Annotated in this window: 16 protein-coding genes; 5 read left to right on the top strand and 11 right to left on the bottom strand. The window is 48.1% G+C overall.

Going from position 1 to position 17347, the window contains the following annotated elements; translation table 11 throughout:
• Positions 1–668 precede the first annotated feature (668 nt).
• The 4 genes from BLW34_RS17330 to smbP all read right to left on the bottom strand — a co-directional run bounded on the left by BLW34_RS17330 (position 669) and on the right by smbP (position 3195).
• Positions 669–797 carry a transposase gene (locus BLW34_RS17330; RefSeq protein WP_090576265.1) on the bottom strand — a complete coding sequence of 43 codons (129 nt, stop codon included), beginning with the start codon at positions 795–797 and terminating at the stop codon, positions 669–671.
• 292 nt (positions 798–1089) lie between these two features.
• The gene (locus BLW34_RS04720; protein ID WP_090576303.1) at positions 1090–1962 is read right to left on the bottom strand and encodes an alpha/beta hydrolase; all 873 of its coding nucleotides are present in this window, start codon (positions 1960–1962) and stop codon (positions 1090–1092) included.
• 450 nt (positions 1963–2412) lie between these two features.
• Entirely contained in the window at positions 2413–2535 is a 123-nt protein-coding gene (locus tag BLW34_RS16770; RefSeq protein WP_256203594.1) for a hypothetical protein, read from the bottom strand.
• Between the two features lie 309 nt (positions 2536–2844).
• A complete protein-coding gene (smbP, locus tag BLW34_RS04715) occupies positions 2845–3195 on the bottom strand; it encodes a small metal-binding protein SmbP (protein WP_090576262.1) in 351 nt (116 codons plus the stop codon).
• A gap of 300 nt (positions 3196–3495) precedes the next feature.
• Between smbP and BLW34_RS04705 the strand changes: the two genes are divergently transcribed.
• The 4 genes from BLW34_RS04705 to BLW34_RS04690 all read left to right on the top strand — a co-directional run bounded on the left by BLW34_RS04705 (position 3496) and on the right by BLW34_RS04690 (position 8613).
• Positions 3496–4218: a class I SAM-dependent methyltransferase gene (locus BLW34_RS04705; RefSeq protein ID WP_090576256.1), complete on the top strand. Its 723-nt coding sequence runs from the start codon at positions 3496–3498 to the stop codon at positions 4216–4218.
• A 14-nt stretch (positions 4219–4232) separates the two neighbouring features.
• The gene (locus BLW34_RS04700) at positions 4233–5195 is read left to right on the top strand and encodes a bile acid:sodium symporter family protein (RefSeq protein WP_090576253.1); all 963 of its coding nucleotides are present in this window, start codon (positions 4233–4235) and stop codon (positions 5193–5195) included.
• A 318-nt stretch (positions 5196–5513) separates the two neighbouring features.
• Positions 5514–5783, top strand: coding sequence for a DUF2845 domain-containing protein (locus tag BLW34_RS04695; RefSeq protein ID WP_090576250.1), 270 nt, complete (start codon positions 5514–5516; stop codon positions 5781–5783).
• A 163-nt stretch (positions 5784–5946) separates the two neighbouring features.
• The gene (locus BLW34_RS04690; RefSeq protein ID WP_090576247.1) at positions 5947–8613 is read left to right on the top strand and encodes a cation-translocating P-type ATPase; all 2667 of its coding nucleotides are present in this window, start codon (positions 5947–5949) and stop codon (positions 8611–8613) included.
• Here BLW34_RS04690 and BLW34_RS04685 read toward each other — a convergent pair.
• The 5 genes from BLW34_RS04685 to BLW34_RS04665 all read right to left on the bottom strand — a co-directional run bounded on the left by BLW34_RS04685 (position 8610) and on the right by BLW34_RS04665 (position 13857).
• The gene (locus BLW34_RS04685) at positions 8610–9272 is read right to left on the bottom strand and encodes a DUF6629 family protein (RefSeq protein ID WP_090576245.1); all 663 of its coding nucleotides are present in this window, start codon (positions 9270–9272) and stop codon (positions 8610–8612) included. The genes BLW34_RS04690 and BLW34_RS04685 overlap by 4 nt on opposite strands.
• Positions 9273–9565: 293 nt before the next feature.
• The gene (locus BLW34_RS04680; protein ID WP_090576242.1) at positions 9566–10243 is read right to left on the bottom strand and encodes an ATP-binding cassette domain-containing protein; all 678 of its coding nucleotides are present in this window, start codon (positions 10241–10243) and stop codon (positions 9566–9568) included.
• Positions 10243–11412: an ABC transporter permease DevC gene (devC, locus tag BLW34_RS04675; RefSeq protein ID WP_256203591.1), complete on the bottom strand. Its 1170-nt coding sequence runs from the start codon at positions 11410–11412 to the stop codon at positions 10243–10245. The genes BLW34_RS04680 and devC overlap by 1 nt, the downstream gene beginning before the upstream one ends.
• A complete protein-coding gene (locus tag BLW34_RS04670; protein ID WP_090576238.1) occupies positions 11409–12305 on the bottom strand; it encodes an efflux RND transporter periplasmic adaptor subunit in 897 nt (298 codons plus the stop codon). The genes devC and BLW34_RS04670 overlap by 4 nt, the downstream gene beginning before the upstream one ends.
• 187 nt (positions 12306–12492) lie before the next feature.
• Complete coding sequence (locus BLW34_RS04665) at positions 12493–13857, bottom strand: NAD-dependent succinate-semialdehyde dehydrogenase (RefSeq protein ID WP_090576236.1); 1365 nt, start codon at positions 13855–13857, stop codon at positions 12493–12495.
• Between the two features lie 166 nt (positions 13858–14023).
• Here BLW34_RS04665 and BLW34_RS15500 point away from each other — a divergent pair, with 166 nt between their 5' ends.
• A complete protein-coding gene (locus BLW34_RS15500) occupies positions 14024–14197 on the top strand; it encodes a proton-conducting transporter transmembrane domain-containing protein (protein ID WP_143037864.1) in 174 nt (57 codons plus the stop codon).
• Positions 14198–14409: 212 nt separating this feature from the next.
• On the opposite strand, the gene BLW34_RS04660 is transcribed toward BLW34_RS15500, so the two are convergent.
• Together BLW34_RS04660 and BLW34_RS04655 are read right to left on the bottom strand one after the other, a co-directional pair.
• A complete protein-coding gene (locus tag BLW34_RS04660) occupies positions 14410–16860 on the bottom strand; it encodes an EAL domain-containing protein (RefSeq protein ID WP_090576233.1) in 2451 nt (816 codons plus the stop codon).
• Positions 16861–16881: 21 nt separating this feature from the next.
• A complete protein-coding gene (locus BLW34_RS04655) occupies positions 16882–17346 on the bottom strand; it encodes a response regulator (protein WP_090576230.1) in 465 nt (154 codons plus the stop codon).
• Position 17347: the final 1 nt, after the last annotated feature.

The raw sequence follows: 17347 nt of genomic DNA, 5'->3' as shown, positions 1-17347 counted from the left end.
TCTTCGCCGTCGCGGTATTCCACTTTACCGCACATCTCGCCGCATCGTGTTTCTTTCAAACGCATTGCGGCCGAAGGCCGATTACTACGCTCATTTCGCTCTGCGGGTGTCATAAAACCTAGCAAAGGACAACGTTGGTATTGACATAACCTTCCTCTCAAAACGTACATCTGGATTGAAAGCCCGATTCATCGGTTCGAATAACAAAGTAAATTACTCAACTATTAACTTAACATGATGTTTGTGAAAAATTTGTTGACATTCGTGAATAATTCGTGAAGATCAAAATATTACAATTAGAAATAATTTGAATAATCCAACTACGTGAAATGGAAGTGATCAGAAACGCGAGATGTAGCCGCCCGTTGGAAGCGAGCTGAAAAGGGATAAGCGCTGCGAGTATTCGAGGAACTATGAAAAATGAAACGAGATGCACGTTTGAGACACAATGATCATCGTATCTGCCATAAAGAATTATGATGCAGGAAGACCGTCAATTATGACGATGCGACTCTTGTCTTCTTGATCAATGCGGATTCATGCTGTGGCGCTATTGCTATAACCAAATTCTCATTTACAATAGAAACTGTACCAATAACCCAATTCCATCCAGTAATACTATTAATTAGAGCCGGAGTATTTTCGAGATTGCAGTAACTAAATAATTTTCAAGAACATCGATAACCGGATGCTCGGTTGGGAAAATATGTTTGTCGCAGCTCGTCCCAAAGATGTTCCTGTGGGTTCAACTCAGGCGAATACGGTGGCAGAAACAATAAATATAGGCTATCAGACAGGCGGAAATCCTCGCTTTTATGTCATCCAGTACCATCAAGTGTTATGACTACAGTATTACCAGGGTAGTGGCTGGCGATCCATTGATGGAAATCTGCATGCAATCGGTGTTGCCATGAGGCAGCACCAGACTTTCCGGAAATTCCATCAAATGGATTTGACCTGGCCATAAGCTGGCCTAGTTCGAACTTAAGTGAGCAAAGAAGCGATCAATATGCTTATAATTCAGGAATAGTAAAATTGATACTTTAATTATTTAGTTGCATGATTCTTCTACAAGTAATCTGAATCAGGTCATTTCACTTCATAGCTTTCATCCCGAAGGTACTTGTGCAAAAAAGCAGACACCTTGGCTTCATATTCTTCGGGATTATATTCATGGAGATTAACATGGGCAGCACCTTCGATGATCCACAGCTCCTTTGGTTGATTGGCTGATTCAAACAGGCGTTGCGTCTCTGCTACGGTGGGATGCCGATCTTCTGCGCCTGACACGATGAGCACCGGGCTACATAGTGCAGAAAGATTAGCGATAGGGCGAAGCTGGTCTGCTGTGACGCCCAGTCGGAGGGGGAGCTGCCAAAGAAATAACGGCGTAAACAGCCCACCGAGTGGACCAAACCGTTTCTCGAGTCTGCGAGTGATCGCCTCTTCAATGGTCAGGTACATCGATTCCAGCACCACGGCACTGGGAGCAGGCGACACTTTCGAGAGCACGAGCGATGCAGCGCCCAGCGAAACGCCAATCACCGCAACCTTTTCATCTGGAAACGTCTCTGTCAGATAGCGCATGGCAGCCTTGACTCCCTCAGCCTCCTGATAACCGAAGGTGATGCGCTCACCGCCGCTTTCACCGTGAGCAGGAAGATCGATGAGCATAATCGAGTAGCCCGCCTGAAAAAGAAATCTGGCACGCCCAAGCATTTGGCGTCGATCACTACGCACACCATGGAGTAATAAAACGATACCCAACCCCGGTGTACCGCGTGCAAGCCACCCTGAAATTGATTCGTTCGATAAGCGCAAGGTAACAGATTCAGCATGCAGTTCGATAGGCGCAGCACCGACGGATCCGTTAGCAGGCCGGCTGAGCACCTCGCCAGCACCTATGACTATGAGGCCAAACACTGCGGTAAAAGTTGTCAGCGTAATAAAGACCTGATACATGATTGATATGAATGTTTGAGGTTGACTGACCATCTTTGATTGAAGATTGATTGAAGACCGGCAAGAATCTGCAAGCATAGTTTGCAGGAATCCGGTTGATCAAGCGACCGAGTTGAATTGGAGAGATGTTCACCGATAAGTGGTGCAATATCGCTGGCATGGGTACCAGGGAGAAATAAGCGTTTGAATGGCATAGGATCGTTTCATGTTATGAATTATGAATGACGAACTAACAAGGTTATCAAAAACCGTATCTGTTTTCCCGTTGATCATGGATTTCCATCGTCTCACCAAGTGTCGCAGATACTCATAACTGGATACGGCTTAACATCAGCTCCTTATTCGGCGAACCTTGCCGTTATTGCCATCGACTTCAATGATCTCGCGCGCTTCGCGCTGTTTGAGAATCTCCCTGGTTCATGGCATTGCCTACAGCAGGTGTGATGGCAATCAACCGCCGTTACCGGGCGCGCTGCGCCCGAGCGCCATTCTGATATCGATGTGAGAACTGGTTTTGGAAATGGAATCGGGAAGGAAAGTACGCATACGGATTTCATCAGCGACTATCCTCATTACGCCGGTTTGATCAGCTCGAAGTGGCAGTAATCATCGTAGCACTGCTCGCTCTGGATGGAGCAGCTTACACATATCCAGCTGAAATTATCATCGACAGCAGCATGCTACTGGATCAATAGCCACGCCCATAAACAAAAGTCACCGTGATTATGCTGAACCAAGATAAATGCTTTATGGATGCCTTTAACATGAGCTGGTTAAGGAATTATTTTATTTTTATATTCAGGGAATGGCGGGAAAGCGATACCCATCTTTTATTAAACCCCCAGCCATGCTGGGGGGGGGGGCACATGCTTTTTGCCACGATTAATGAGGAGTTTTGGAACCAGATTGACGCATATGACTTATGGCTTCTTCGACATGCTTGGTTGCCACATCGGCATGCCCCATCTCAGCGTGCTTGATACCTTCTTCTAAATGCTTGCTAGCCTCATCCATATGAGCATCAGCCCCCGATGCGCTCGCGGCTTTAGCATGTTCCAGACTTTCCTTGCTATGCTCGAGGACATCTTTGGCATGACCCATTTTTCCATGCTTCACGGCCTCCTCAGCATGCTCCAATGCTTCCGCCTTATGGCCGGCATCTGCTGCAAAGGCCTGGGTGCTCAAGAAAAATGCTAACATTCCAATTGCAATTATAGTTGATATCGCTTTCATGACCATTACTCCTTATTTTGTTTAAGATTAATAATGTCAAAACACTCTTGGCAAAGATCGTGCTATCCAACTCTGCAACTGCCAGAAAAGAGCTCGCCTGTTTAATATTTCCCTCAGACTTAATAGCACGCGTTTTCTTTATAACATATATTGCAAGAAAACAATATTGCTAACGTGACTAAACAATCCATAAAAGCAATGAATTTGAATCTCAGCTGCCCATGAAGTGGTGAGCTGTTGTAAAGTAGTACAAATATATTTTTATTCTTCTCATTATCATCATTTTCATTACGAATACTCATGACATCCGCGGAATCGACTGCCATCTTCACGCGCTCCTGGTCATTGTATGATCTGATCACGGAGCATAATTACATGTTCCACCAGGAAATCTATAGCGGGGTTTGTGATCTCCTCAAGCTACGCAATGATCCCGGGCAATATCGTTTGCTGGATTTAGGATGTGGTAATGCACGCTATTTGACGCCCTGCCTGAAGCAGTCACCTCCCTCACTGTATGAAGGAGTGGATTTATCCGAGGCGGCGCTTGTTGAGGCACATGGCTATCTGGCAGGATTTCCTGGTCCGATTACACTGACGCACAGCGATCTGCTGGAAGCAATCGAGTCGACCGACAAAACCTGGGACGTCATCTTTACAGGGTTTGCTGTCCATCATCTCATGCCCGAGGAAAAGGCGCGCTTTTTTCGTGCAGCCGGGCGCTGCCTCGCAGAAAGTGGCTGGTTGATTCTGGTAGATGTCGTGCGTGAGGAAAACCAAAGCAGGGAAAATTACCTGGAAGGTTATCTTAAATTCATGCGTGAAAACTGGATCAAGGTACCTCCGGATCAATTGGAGGAAGCCTGCATGCATGTGCAGAGCTATGACTACCCAGAATATCTTTCCACCTTGCAGGAAATGGCGCGAGCCGCCGGTTTGAACGCCGACCATATGATCAGTCGTTACGGGCAGCACTATACACTTTTATTTGCGCGTTCCAGCCTGCCAGAAATCCATTACTAATCCATTAAATCATTATGCTGCAACAACTTACCCTGCTGTTTCCACTCTGGATGATACTGACGAGCGCCATGGCACTATACTGGCCAGAGTGGTTGCTTCCGCTCAACCAGGGATCTGTCATGGTGTTAATACTGGCCTTTATCATGCTGTGCATGGGACTGACTTTAACCTTTGATGACTTTCGCAGAATCGCACGCATGCCGAAAGCGGTAGCAGTCGGCTTTGTGGCGCAATATTCGATCATGCCCTTGCTGTCATGGGGAATAGCTTATGCGCTCAACCTGCCGCCTGACTTTGCCGTCGGCCTGATTCTGGTCGGCTGCTGTCCAGGCGGCACAGCCTCAAACCTGGTGACCTATATTGCCAAGGCAGATGTGGCGCTTTCGGTGGTAATGACAGTGTGCTCCACAATGGCAGCTATCATTCTTACCCCGCTACTGACCCAACTATTTGCTGTCGCGCTGGTACCCGTTGATACCTGGATGCTGTTCAAGCAAACTCTGCAAGTCGTGATTATCCCAGTCATCCTGGGTGTGCTGCTCAATCGCTGGGCACCGCAGCTCGTGCAACGCGTCATGCCGATTGCACCACTGTTATCGGTACTCGGAGTATGCATGGTTTGTGCAGCCGTATTTGCCGCTAATGCAGAATCTATTCTGAATCATGGCTCGCAATTGATTCTGGCAGCGGCCTTGCTGCACGGGGGCGGTTTCCTGCTGGGTTATTATTTTGCCCACATCGTGGGTTATCAATCCCAGAGCGCCCGCACGATTTCCATTGAAGTCGGCATGCAAAATTCCGGGCTTGCCATCGTATTGGCCAAACAGACTTTTCCATTACTGCCGTTAGCACCTGTGGTAGGCGCGGTCTCCGCTGTAATGCACTCCCTGCTGGGAAGCCTGCTGGCAGTGCTATGGCGGGCACGATTACCTCAGCAGCAGACGAGCACTGTAGAAGTTCCTGAAATTCAATCATGACCTGAATTCACAAATGCTGCAACAGTGAAAGAAACCGGCCAGGCAAGTTGTGATCTGGCGCTGAAATGACTCACTATACTCATCACACTTCAAAATTCGGTTTTTATAATCCCTCATCCAGCCTTCTCCCAGCGGGAGAAGGTATAGCTGCCGGATTTTGAAACGTGATGAGTATATTTATCAAAGTAGTCCTACAAAACAAGTGGATATAGTTAAACCTTCCCCCTTCCAGCTCGTTCAGCTTGTATTAATTCTCTTCGATGTATCATTGTCGCAACCGATTGAAAATCTGATCAGCATAGAATAGCTGCTCTCATCATGAAAAAACTTCTGCTGCTTCTTGCTACTGTAATTTGCTTAAGCGGCTTCCGCGCGCCCAATGGGAATATTATCTCCAGCGGTGATCTGGTCGATAAATTGCTTGCTAATTTAGGCGAACCGCAAGCTCGTATCCACCTCGGCACCTTTCACTACCGAGGAAATATTTATATCACCAGGGAAGCCTGGACCTACAAAATAGGCCAATACAACCATCGCTTCATCATTCAGAATGGCCAAATCGTTGCTGATGACTGGTCGAGATTTTAGCCAACGAGTGATCCGTTAACGAGCACCTTCCAAGCTGCTTCATCACGCTGCTCGGTAAAAACACGTTTTTTCCGCTATTCGCTTTTCATCACTGGACGTTTGGGTAACAGAATGGCAGAGTATTGCCCATACCACGTTAAAAGAACGAACGGGGGCAGGCATCATGAAGATCCATCAACTGGCTGAAGAGCAGGCCTATACCAGTTTACGCAGCAGCGCCAACGGCTTGTCAGAGCAGGAGGCGCAACGGCGGTTGCGGGAGTATGGCCCGAATCGCGTAGAGGAAATCGAAAAAAAGCACCTGCTGCCCAGCTTTATCCAAGAATTCACCCATTTCTTCGCGCTAATCTTATGGTTGGCCGCCATACTGGCTTTCATTGCCGAGTGGTATGCGCCAGGTCAGGGCATGGCGATGCTGGGCTATGCTATTATTGGCGTGATCATCATCAATGGCGTATTTTCGTTCTGGCAGGAATATCGCGCGCAGGAAGCGGTTGCAGCATTACGCGATCTGCTGCCGCTTCAGGTCAAAATCATGCGTGATGGTACCATCAGACAAATTCCAGCAAGTGAACTGGTGCCGGGAGATGTCATTCATCTGACAGATGGCGATATCGTACCGGCCGATTGCCGCTTGCTTGAGGCCTTTGGCGTGCGCGTCAATAATGCCACAATTACCGGGGAATCACTCTCCAGAGTACGCAGTACTGGCCGCTCCAGTGAAGATGAGGCACAAAACAGTCACAATGTGTTGCTTGCCGGCACCGTCATGGTTTCTGGTGAAGCCAAAGCGCTGGTTTACGCAACAGGCATGCACAGCGAGTTTGGCAAAATTGCTCACTTGACTCAGGTAACGAGTGCCGTCCTATCGCCGCTACAGTTGGAAATCATACGGCTGAGCCGACTTATTGCCATGCTGTCAGTATGCTTTGGCATCGTGTTTTTCTTGATCGGCCTGGGGTTGGAACTGCCTTTCTGGACAAACCTGATTTTTGCAATTGGCATTATCGTCGCCAATGTACCAGAAGGATTGCTACCAACGGTCACGCTGGCATTAGCCATGGCCACTCAGCGTATGGCGAAAAAAAATGCATTGGTGCGCCATCTCCCCGCGGTGGAAGCGCTGGGTTCCACCACAGTCATTTGCACAGACAAAACCGGCACACTGACGCAAAACCGCATGACCGTGAAGCAGCTGTTTCTGTCTGGGGAATTCTACCTTCCTGGAAAGGTTAATCGCTTGCAGGATCATCCGTTATTAGCCGTAGCCAGGTATTGCCACAACCTCAAGCAAGGGGAAAGCCACGGCAAACAGACTTTGCTGGGTGATCCAATGGAAATCGCGTTGTTTGAACTGGCACAGATGGTCATGACCGCTTACCCTGATCACATGCAGATCGCCGAAATCCCTTTTGATACCGACCGCAAACGTCTCTCACTGTTATACCGAACACCCGATGGTGACAGACTGTATTGCAAAGGGGCATTGGAGACGGTCCTGCCTCTCTGTCAAGACATTCATCTGGAAGGTGGAATACAACCTCTGGATGAACCCCAGCGGCAGCATCTGCTCGATGCGCAGGAAGACATGGCAGAACAGGGGCTGCGAGTGCTTGCGCTGGCTTTTCGCTGCTGTCCACCGCAAACTGAAGTTGAGCATCTGGAAGAAAAACTCACGCTGTGTGGTCTGGTGGGGATAGAAGATCCCCCACGGATAGAAGTTCCCACGGCCATTGCCCGGTGCCGTTCCGCAGGCATCAAGGTGATCATGGTTACGGGTGATCATCCCCACACCGCCCGTGCGATCGCCAGGGAAATCGGTCTGGTACAGAACCCACTGATCATCGTGGGCGATGAACTACGCCGCATGTCACAAATTCAGTTGCAACTGGCGCTGGATGCCAAGGAAATCATCTTTGCCCGGGTGGGGGCCGATCAGAAAATGCGCATCGTGCAAGCGCTGAAGAAAAAAGGTGAAATCGTCGCGGTCACCGGTGATGGCGTCAATGATGCGCCCGCGTTGAAAGCCGCAGATATTGGCATCAGCATGGGTATTTCCGGAACGGATGTCGCCAAGGAATCTGCCGACATCATTTTGCTCGATGATAATTTTGCCCATATCGTATCGGCCATTGAGGAGGGGCGGACAGTTTTTGAAAATATCCGTAAATTCATGACCTATATTCTCACCTCGAATGTGCCTGAACTCGTTCCCTATCTCGCTTTTGCGCTATTCAAGATTCCGTTGCCGCTAACTATCGTGCAAATCCTCGCAGTGGATCTGGGTACCGATCTCCTTCCGGCACTGGCGCTTGGCGCGGAAACACCGCGCAACGATGTCATGCAAAAACCACCGCGCGCGCACGCCGAGCGATTGCTTCACTGGCCCTTACTGGTGCGCGCTTATCTTTTTCTAGGCATGATAGAAGCGGCAGCAGCCATGGCGCTGTTCTTTTATGTTCTGAATAATGGCGGCTGGCAATATGGACAAATACTGCCTGCCGATCATCCTCTTTACTTGCAGGCCACCACCGCATGCCTGTCGACCATCATCGTCATGCAGATCATGAATGTTTTCATCTGTCGCCATCCGACAGAATCTGCCTTTCGCTTTGCCTGGTTCGGCAACCGCTTACTGCTACTGGGCGTAGCAGTAGAGATTGGCTTGATCCTGTTGATTGTTTACACCCCATGGGGCAACAGTCTGTTCGGTACTGCGCCCATCAGCCTGGATGTCTGGTTATACGCGATTCCCTTTGCTTTGGTCATGCTGATTCTGGAAGAATTGCGCAAAATCCTGCTGCGCTATTCAAACAAGCAGCATCGCTAACTCTGAGTCACCCCACTCATTGCATACTTTTTATTCTGATTATCAATATAAACATAGATCAATGCGCTGGCCACGGCCGCAAAAAAGCACCATATGGAAGCAAACGTTTCCCTATAAGCATAAAATGCCACAAAGAAGCCCAGCGAGATCACAATTCCCGTGATGTTCAAGCCCCGATCACTTGACAGGATGAATGGCACACAGGTTGCAAATAAATACATGACAAGCACAAATTGCTGGCCTTCAACCTCATGCACATAACGCATGTTGTTATTGACGATATAGACCATGATCGGCTCGTTGATCAAACCAGCGATGGTATAGGCTGCTAGACCCAGGCCCACCACTATCATGGATATCATGACCTTTCTCGCCCGGTTATCCGTTTCGCCCTGGTGGATAGCAAATGGTGCATAAAATGGCCATATCACGCCAATAAAAATCCCGTATAAATTGGCCAGCCACAATTGCCCCTGCGGCATTTCCCCATGCTCCAGGACGATCCATAACACCCCTTCCGCCAGCTGCTGGAGCGCAAATATCAGTGGAATGAACGCGATGAAAATATCTTTTCTATCCCTGACTTTTCTGACTGCACTCACACCGACGGCCACGAGCACCCCGCTGGCAATAAAACTGGCTTCTGCTGAAAAACACATGGCGTAATGACTGTCCTAAAAATTGGCGGGTAACTTGATTGCCGAGATATCCTGATAGCTGATAATGGATGCGGCGAGGCACGTAATGGCTAGAAATGACACCAATCAGGTAAACATCAGAAAGACTGGATATATTAACTCAAATTCGTTAGGCAAGTTGCTCTACTCAAACCTGGCCCATGATTCAAAAATTATATGGGCAGAATTGCGAATAACTGCCATAGCGCATAGGTAACTTCAATCATTCAACACAGGCGGCAATCATTGCGGCATATGATTGATATGTGGTCTGATCAAGCATTTTTGATAACGCCATCTTCCAACTCCACCACGCGATCAGCAATATCCAGAATACGATAGTCATGCGTCACCAGCAGGATGGTGGTCTGCGATTCCTTGGCCAATCGTTTAAGGATAGCGACCGCCTCATGACCACTTTGTTTATCTAGAGAGGCCGTCGGCTCATCAGCCAGGACAATTTGAGGTTGCCCCACCAAAGCCCTTGCAATCGAAACACGTTGACGCTGCCCGGCCGAAAGCTGATCTGGTTTGTAATTTAACCGGTCGCCAAGCCCTACGGCTCTCAGCATTTCCGCTGCGCGGTCAAGTCGTTGCTGCTCGGTCATGCTGTTTTGCATCTCCAAGGTCATGCAAACATTTTGCAGCGCAGTGAGCGATTTAAGTAAATTATGCTGCTGAAAAATATAGCCGATCTGTTGGCGAACCTTAACCTTAACATGTTCATTGCTGTTAATCAGCTGCTGATCAAGCACCACTACACTACCGTGATATGCCTGGCGCAAGCCCCCGATAATGGTTAGGAAAGTGGTTTTACCGGAACCGGAAGGTCCGGTCATCAGCACGATCTCGCCTTTATAGATTGAAATCGTGACGTTTTTCAGGACCGGTTGCGTCAGAGCGCCGCTTCCGAAACTGAAATTTAAGTCATGCACATCGATGACGGCAGACATCAGAACATATCTGCTGGACTAGCAGCTTTCAATTTGTGTATTGCCAGAAATCCTGCCATTGCGCACATGGAAAGAATAAACGTAAACACGGTTATAACTTTGCTGAAGGTCATCGGCATCGGCATGAATATTTGGGACTCAGCCAGGTGATATAAGCCGACAGAAAGAACATAACCAGGAATAAACCCCAGTAACGCCAAAAAAAAAGCTGAAGCAAACACGACGCGAATAAAGTAACCATGTTTATAGCCCATGGCTTTCAGCGTTGCAAACTCGTTTCGATGATTGGCGATGTCCGTGAAAAGAATCTGATAAACGATCACCAGGCCCACTACCAGTCCCATCACTGTACCAAAACCAAAAATAAAGCCAATGGGTGCCATATTTGCCCAGTAATCTTTTTCATGTTGCAGCAGTTCTTCATAGGTAAAAATATTGACGGACTCATTCAACTGACCACTCAGTTCGGCTTGCGTCTGTTTTGCTGATGAGCCAGGATGAAGCCTGATGACACCCACATCGATATTGCTGAGACTTCTTTCTGGAAAAATACGCATGAAATTCAAATCACTCGTGACGACATTGCCATCAGCGGCAAAAGATATCCCCAGACGGAAAAGACCAGTAATGATAACTTTATAATCATTAATTTCTGTCCCATTGCGGCCCGCCTCCAGCAAGGGGCGAACCGGCCCGAATTCTGGGCGGGAATATTCGTCAAACAGCACCGTATCCTTGAGCCGCAATTCGATTCGCTTGTTTTGAATATCTTCGATATCGAATATCATGGAATCGGGATCAAAGCCGTATACCATCAACGTTCTTTTGACCTGGGTTTCGATATTTTTGAACGGCGCGAGTGCCAAATAGAGTGGATAAACCTCGGCAACGGCCGGATTCCCCAAAGCGCGCATAAGCTCGCTACGCTTGAATGGGATCGAACGCCACATTGCCTCACTTTGCTTGTGCACCAGGAACAGATCACCGTTCAATTTTATCGGTGCAGAGGCCGCACTGGCATAAAGTGAATCCCTGAATCCCAATTGCATGAACACCAACATACAGGCGAACAACACCCCGCAGGTCGCCGCAATCAACTTGGTTCGGTCAAAAATCAACTGCCGCCAGGCTAGGCGTGCAGGAAAATAAAACCAGGCAGTGATATTCATGGTGCAATCCGCACCCAGACCTGCCGAAAGATCTGATGTTGTAACTCAGCGATTGCCTCAGCCTCAAGCGTAAGGCGTACCTCAATGATGCGATTATCCCTATCCGCTAATGGATCCGTGTCATTTAAGTCATTCTTTCTGACCAGGAAACCTAATTCTCTGACCTTGACGTAATAACTCTGCTTGAAACCGGGAGCATGGATACAGCCCTTTTGTCCCACTTTGACTCGGAGCAGATCCGATTCATAGACTTCTGCAACGACATCGAGTCGGGTTAAATCGGCTATTTCCAGAAGGGCATTATCACCAATTCGCTCCCCCGGCCAAGTAAGAATCTTTAAAACAGTACCGGTAATCGGGGCATAAATAAGTGTATTTTCCAGCGCTGCTTCTGAAACTCTCTGTTCGGATTGCGCATTGGCTATTTCAGCCGCCAAATGCTTCAGGTTCGCCTCAGATTGTTCAAACGCCAGACGTTTGGCATCCGCAAGAGAAACGCTGGCAGCAGAACTTTGCTCAAGCGACCGATAACGAAGATACTCCCTTTTATTAAAAGCTAACGCGATCTGCTCAACAGTTCGTTGGGCTTCCAACACTTTAATGCGGGTTCTGGCTGCTTCAACTTCGGCTTTCTTTTTAGTATAGTCCGAAAGGATCGCCAGTTTTTCACCTGCCTTGACCCGATCTGCTTCCTGAAAAAAGAGCTGCTTAACTTTGGCGCCTTCAGGACCCGCATTATGGGAAACTTTAATGACCCTCGAGCGAGGCTCAATACGGCCTAGTGCGCCAATTCCCTGTTTTGTACCGAACATGCATTGCGTTTCGGCAACGACGCTGGAGCTTGCGAGAACAAAACCTGCAATGACAAAATAATAACTTACCTTACTGTACATGAATCATTTTCAATGCGGGTTAAAAAGGCCATATCTCGAACGTATCTGTAGTCCATCCTTGAAACAGACTAAAGCAGCGAGACTATTTTATGAGGGTACACGGGCAGCACAATGGGCAAGTCCAGATCGGTCATATGGCTCTATCTTAGTCGCGCTAGATACCTGGGCACTGTTTAGGCTTACAAAATCAACTCACCCATACGGTTTTAATATTCACGAACTCGCGAATGCCGTGGTAGCACAGCTCCCTCCCAAACCCGGACTCTTTGATACCGCCAAATGGTAAACGTGGGTCGCTTTTGACGACGCCATTGACGAAAGTACAGCCAGCCTGAATTTGCCGAGCAACCGATTCACCTTGCGTTGTGTCGCGGGTCCATACGCTTCCAGCCAGACCAAATGAAGTGTGATTGGCTAATTGAATCGCTTCCTCGGCATTTTTTACACGCACCAGTGCCGCTACCGGACCAAACAATTCTTCATCGAAAGCAGGCATGCCGGGGCGTACGTGATCCAGGATGGTCGGTGCGTAATAAGCGCCTTGTGCGCCGATAAATTCGCCGCCGGTCAGAAGTATGGCGCCCATGGCCAGGCTGCGTCTGACTTGTGCATGCAGACTATCCCGCAAATCGGTGCGCGCCATCGGCGCGATGCTGGTGGATTCTGCTTTGGGATCACCGCTGCGTAATTGATCCACCCCTGTTTTAAAGTGCCGCACGAATGAATCGGCGATGGCATCCACAAGAATAAAGCGTTTGGCGGCAATACAGCTTTGCCCCATGTTCTGGAAACGGGCGGTGACTGCCTGGGCTACGGTGAATTCGAGATCTGCATCATCGAGCACAATGAAGGGATCAGATCCACCTAGTTCAAGTACGCATTTCTTCAAATGCTGACCAGCAATCGCTGCCACTCTGCGTCCAGCCGTGCTGCTACCGGTCAAGGTTATGGCAGCGATACGGGGGTCGGTAATGACCGTTTCAGCTTGTGCAGCCGTGATCATCAATGTGCGAAACGTATTTTCCGGGAAGCCCGCTTCGCGAAACGCTTCTTCCAGCGCAAGCGCACAGCGCGGCACGTTAGAAGCATGTTTCAATACCACGGTATTGCCCGCCATCATCGCGGGCGCTGCGGCGCGTATCAGCTGCCAGAAAGGAAAATTCCACGGCATGATACAAAACAGCGTCCCTAGCGGCTGATAAATGACGAGGCTACGGCTGGCATCGGATGCAATATCTTCATCAGCCAGATAAGTTTTAGCATACGCAGCATAATGCTCACAACCCAGTGCACATTTGTCGATCTCAGCCCTGGCTTCTTTCAGTAATTTCCCCATTTCATCGTTGATCAGATTGGCGTAGTGATCGCGGCGCTGACGAAAAATCTCCGCTAGTTTTCGCATATAAACCGATCGCTGCTCAAAACTGAGCAGCGCCCAACCTGTCTGAGCCGATTCAACCTGACTTAAGACGGTGTCAATCGCATCAGTTTGCCATGTGGAAAAGGATTGTATGATTTGCCCCGTCGCGGGATTAATTGAGAGCATGGACATAGCTGAAGCACCCTTAAAAAATCGTTTTCACGTATAGCTGATCATTATCAAATAATATCTCTGCACTAAGCAGGATAATTTCGATTTCTTCAATGATTTCCTCCCGACGCAATCTGTTGACAGTCAGCCACATTTTTACTTGTATGGACAGGGGCGTCGTTATCCGATGCTGGGAATCGCTATGGGAATTTGCCTGATGGCTCTCGCCGGTCTTCCGCCGATAACTGGGTTTATGGCCAAATTACCCGCCTTTGGAGCAACTGTCGAGGCAGATAGTATGATGTTAGCGATCGCGGCAGCGATTAACACGGCGCTCGCTTTTTTTATTACTTACGGGTAATAATGGTTCTTTATAGTAAGCAAGAAACCATCTTAGATATCATACCGCTCTCACAGGGAACATTTACTGTGGTAATCACTGCCATTTTCTTTGTTATCGGACTCGGTATTTTCCCGGAGTGGCTATTGGGGTCTCTCAAATTGCCTTGAGATACGATAATTTCAAGAAAATTGTCGCCTGGAGGTGGTATCCCATACCCAATCCATTTTCTATCATTTTCCATGAAACAATTGAGTGAGCTCAGGCATGGGCAGAGGCCGGCTAAAATAATAGCCTTGCACCAAATCACAATCGTGTTTTTGCAGAAATTCCAACTGCTGCTTGGTCTCTACACCTTCTGCAATCACTTCGAGATCAAGTTTATGAGCAAGTGAAATGCCTGCCTCCACGATAGCCGCATTACCAGAATCGTTAGTGATGTCACGCACAAATGTCCGATCGATCTTCAGCGCATCAAGCGGAAAACGCTTCAAATAAGCTAATGAAGAATAACCCGTACCAAAATCATCGATAGCGACCCGGACGCCCAGAGCATGAATTGCTTCCAGGATTTCAGCTGCACTGACCGGATCTCGCATCAGGATATTCTCTGTGATCTCCAGTTCAAGTGCTCGCTTGGGCATATGCTCATCCTGCAATGCACGCTGTATCTTGTCGAGCAAATCCACATCACTAAATTGTGCAGCAGAAACATTGATGGAAATACGCATGTCATTGAATCCCAATTCACGCCAGTTGCGATGCGCTCTACAGGCCTGGCGCAATACCCATTCACCGACCGGGATGATCATCCCTGATTTCTCCAGATGAGGAATAAAATCTGCTGGAGGCACAAGTCCGCGTATTGAGTGTTGCCAGCGAATCAATCCCCCTATCCCAGCAACACGACCACTTCGCAAATCTATCTGTGGCTGATAATGCAGAGCAAATCCTCCTTGTTCCAGGGCTTGGCATAAATCTGCTTCCAGCGACACCAACTCATGGCCACGGGCATCCATATCAGAACCATAAAAACAGTATTGATTGGACCCACTCGACTTGGCCCGATACATAGCAATGTCTGCATGCCGTAACAAATCCTCTAGCCGGGTACCATTATGGGGATAGAGAGCGATACCAATACCAAAAGTGACATAGACCTCATGGGCCTGGATAATCACAGGATGTTCAAAAGCGACGCGTAGTTTATTCAGCACATCCAGTATATTTTCTGGATCATGTAACTCGCTGATTAGGATAATAAACTCATCCCCTCCCAAACGTGCAACCGTATCATTTGCTCGCATGCATCCTTGCAAACGCTGAGCAATCTGTTGCAGCAGGACATCGCCTGCTGCATGTCCCAGGTTATCATTGATCCGTTTGAAGTTATCAAGATCTATAAATAGCACTCCGACACTACTGTCATGCCGCTGTGCATATTTCACTGCTGATGCAAAGTGATCGCTTAATAAGGAACGGTTTGGTAAATTGGTCAGCCGATCATGGGTAGCCTGGTGCTCGAGCTCAGCCTCAAAACGCTTCCGTTCTGAGATATCTCGTGCAATGGTTGATAAATACTCAACGCAATCTCCATCCCTCCCGTGACCAAGGACTACCTGGGAAATCGGTAGCTCTTTATTTCTGGTAGTCCGTAAAATGGTTTCGCCATTCCACACACCGTGCTGCTGAACTGCCGTAAGGATCTGAGAAACTGGCTGCTGTGCAGCACCAGTAAAAAATAGATCCCACATGCAATACCTACTGATATCTTCTCCGACATCCAGACCGAGCAAACGGCGCCCTGATTCATTCAAATAACGTAAATAGCCTTCCAGATCAAAAATAGCAACCAGATCAGGTGTCGCATCCAGTATTGCTGTTAGTCGAGCCTGCGCTTCTTCAATTTGCACGCGAGCGGTGATGTCTCTACCGGTAGAGACAAAATGAGTGATGTTCCCTTCCTCATCTTTTAAAGGAGTAATGATCTCTTCCTCGTAAAACAGCTCCCCATTCTTGTGTCGGTTAATGAAGGTTCCTTTATAACCTTCTCCACAACTGATGGTTTGCCATAGCTGCTCGTAGAAATTGTCATCATTTATACCAGAATGAAGAATGGCAGGCGTTTTACCTTGGACTTCTTCAGCGCTATAACCCGTTAGTTTCTCAAAGGCTGGGTTGACATATTCAATCCGCCCTTTGGGATCAGTGATAAAAACACTGTCTGTTGTCTGGGTTACAACTAAAGAGAGCTTGCGTAGTAGCTGATCAGCTTGGCGATGCTTCCGGCGCTGTTGAGCTTCTTGCAGCTCGCGATCTACAGCAGGTAATAACCGGCGGAGGTTTCCCTTCATGACATAATCTTGAGCGCCGCGCTTCATGGCTTCTACCACGACATCTTCACCGATGGCACCGGAAATGAAAATAAAAGGAATATCAGGATCATACTGACGAACGATTTCCAGCGCACGAGCGCCACTAAATCCAGGCATGGAATAATCCGAAAAGATGATATCCCACGACTCCTGTAATTTTGCCATCACACCTTGTTCAGTATCCACCCGCTGCCAATCAAACTTAAGCCCTGCCGACTGAAAGTAATCCACCAGCAACAGAGCATCATCTTCCGTATCTTCAATAAACAGGAAGTGCAATGGTGGCATATGTTCCTGCATGCTTGACATAAATGATGGCTCCTTTGCCTGCTACGCAGACACAGACACAGATTGATGACGACCATAAGGGGGTTCATTCAATCCCAGCCAGTAAAGCCCAATCAGCCCAGCCATCCTGATAAAATCATCGAAATCCACAGGTTTGCGTACATAGCTATTGGTACCCAAGGAATAGGCTTTAACTCGATCTTCATCTTCATTGGACGAAGTCAAGATCACCGTCGGTAATAGACGTATACGCTCATCAGCACGAATGCGACGCAATACTTCTAATCCATTTATCTTAGGCAGTTTAAGATCTAGCAATATAAGTGCCGGCAGATCGGTGATTTTTTGTTGCGAACACCCCTTCTGTCCGAACAAATAATCGAGTGCCTCAACGCCATTGCGCGCTATCACTACCTTATTATTAATTTGGTTTGCTTCCAGCGCATCTATTGTGAGCAATGCATCATCCGGATTATCCTCAACTAGCATTATTACTCTATTGCCCATT

This window comes from Nitrosomonas sp. Nm58 (assembly GCF_900107335.1).
In the GTDB taxonomy this organism is placed as follows: Bacteria; Pseudomonadota; Gammaproteobacteria; order Burkholderiales; family Nitrosomonadaceae; genus Nitrosomonas.
The sequence above is the reverse complement of the archived record's forward strand: the minus strand, read 5'-3'. Positions and strand labels throughout refer to the sequence as shown.